This is a genomic window from Streptomyces sp. NPDC058812, from assembly GCF_042744565.1.
GTDB classification, from domain to species: domain Bacteria; phylum Actinomycetota; class Actinomycetes; order Streptomycetales; family Streptomycetaceae; genus Streptomyces; species Streptomyces thinghirensis.
This window is the reverse complement of sequence record NZ_JBHYOB010000066.1, coordinates 1-2,299: the sequence shown is the minus strand read 5'-3', so window position 1 is coordinate 2,299 and position 2,299 is coordinate 1. Positions and strand designations below refer to the sequence as shown.

Sequence of the window (2,299 nt, the reverse complement as noted above, 5' to 3'; positions counted from 1 at the left end):
GTGGACTCACCGCCGGTCGGCGGTGGTTCGGTGGACGGGCTGTTCGACGGCGACTGCGTCGGCGACTCGGACGGCTCCTCGGTCGTCGGATCGTTCGACGGGGGTGCCTCAGTCGTCGGATCCTTGGACGTGGGCGGTGCCTCGGTCGTCTCCTCCTGGGTCGGCGACTGGCTCGGCGACTGGGAGGTGGTCGGCGACTTGCTGGGCTTCACCGCGGCGCCCTGCTTGGTCTTCAGGTCGAACTTGGTGACCTCGTCCATGACACCGAAGGTGTACGCGGCCCAGATCTCCGCCGGGGGACCACCACCGTTGACGCGGTAGTCGACGCCGGCCGCCCGGTACATCGGCACGTGGTCCTGGGTCTTGGAGTCCTCGCCGAACAGGCCGACCGAGGTGACCAGGTCGGGGGTGAAGCCCGTGAACCAGGCCGACAGGTTGTCGTCGGACGTACCGGTCTTGCCCGCGACCTGCTGGCCGTCGCGCAGCGGGTTCTCCCGTACGGACGTCCTGGCCGTACCGTCGTCGACCACGCCGGTGAGCACGGAGGTCACCGTGTCCGCGGCCTCCCGGCTGATGACCTGCTCGCCGACGGGGTCGGGCATCTCGATCGTGCGGTCCTTGTGCTCGACCGACTTCACGATCTGCGGGGTGACCTTCTTGCCGTGGTTGTCGAGGGTGGCGTAGACGCCGGCCATCTCCAGCGGGCTGGCGCCCATACTGCCCAGGGTCTGCGCGGGCACGGGGTCGTCGCCCTCGGTGTTCATGCCGAGGTCGGCCGCGACCTTCATGACCTCGGACATGCCGACGTCGATGCCCATCTGCGCGAAGACGGAGTTGACGGACTTGTTCATCGCCTCCTGGACGGTGACGTCGCCGTAGTCCCGGTCGTCCTCGTTGGGCGGGGCGAAGCCGACCTTCTGGTCGCCGTCCATCACGGGGCGCTCGCTGTCGCCGTCGTACAGCGTGTTGGCCGTGATCGGCACGCCGTCCTGCGTCTCCGCGTCCTGCTCGACGGCGGCGGCGAGGATCACCGGCTTGAAGGTGGAGGCGGGCTGGTAGTCGTCACGGGTGGCGTTGTTCGTGAAGTGCTTCAGGTAGTCCACACCGCCGTACATCGCCACGACGGCGCCCGTCTTCGGGTCGACGGAGACCGCGCCGGCCTGGACGTCCGCGTCGACCGCGCGCTTCTCGGGGTCCAGCTTGCTGGTGAGCTTGGCCTTGACCGCCTTCTCCAGCTCCGCCTGCTTCTTCTTGTCGATGTTGAGCGTGATGGTGTAGCCGCCGAGGTCCACCAGGGCCTTGGCCTGCTCCATGTCCTCGGCGGCGCCCTGCGCGACGAGCCGCTGCTTCAGCGTGTACTCGGCCGCGTCCACCAGGTACCCCGTCTGGCCCTCCATCCCCTGCACCGGCTTGGGCGCCTCGGGCTTTTGGAACTTCATGTTCTGACGGTCGGCCCGGCTCAGCCACTTCTGCTCGACCATGTTGTCCAGGACGTAGTTCCAGCGCTCCTGGACCAGCTTCTTGCCGGTGTCGCTGGCGATCGCCCAGTCGTACTGGTTGGGCGCCTGGAGCAGCGCGGCGAGGTACGCGCCCTGCTCGACCGTCAGGTCCTCGGCGTCGACGCGGTAGTAGGCCTGGGCGGCGGCCTGGATGCCGTAGGCGCCGCGGCCGTAGTAGCTGGTGTTGATGTAGCCGGCGAGGATGTAGTCCTTGGACTTCTCCCGGTCCAGCTTCAGCGAGATGACCAGTTCCTTCAGCTTGCGCGAGACCGTCTGTTCCTGGGAAAGGTAGTAGTTCTTGACGTACTGCTGGGTGATCGTCGAACCGCCCTGCGCGCCCTTGCCGGAGAGCGTGTTGAGCACACCGCGCGCGGTGCCCTTGAGGTCGACGCCGGCGTCCTTGTAGAAGGTCTTGTTCTCGGCGGCGACGAAGGTGTGCTGGACCTCCTTGGGCACCTTGGCGAGGTCGACGATCTCGCGGTTGCGCTCACCGTCGCGGGCCATGATGCTGCCGTCGCTGTACTTGTAGACGTTGCTCTGCAGCTCCGCCTCGGGGTTCCCCTCGGGGATGTCGATCACCAGGTACAGCACGATGAAGGCGCCCATGCCGAGCAGGCAGAGGCCGAAGAACGTGCCGAGGATCTTCTTCCAGGTGAACAGCCTGCGTATCCGGCCCTTCCCGCCCGCGCCTGCGGCCGCACCCGACGAACGGCGGCGTTTCGGCGCCGCGCGGCGGCCACCGCGCTGTCGCGCTTTTCTCTCTTCCGCTCGTCCCATGGATCCGATCCGCTCCGCTCCAG

General features: G+C 67.6%; 1 protein-coding gene. It reads right to left on the bottom strand.

Translation table 11 applies throughout. From position 1 onward, the window contains the following. The coding region (locus ACFW48_RS38610; RefSeq protein WP_386323343.1) for a transglycosylase domain-containing protein at positions 1 to 2,276 on the bottom strand (2,276 nt) is incomplete at its 3' end. Between the last annotated feature and the right edge of the window lie 23 nt (positions 2,277 to 2,299).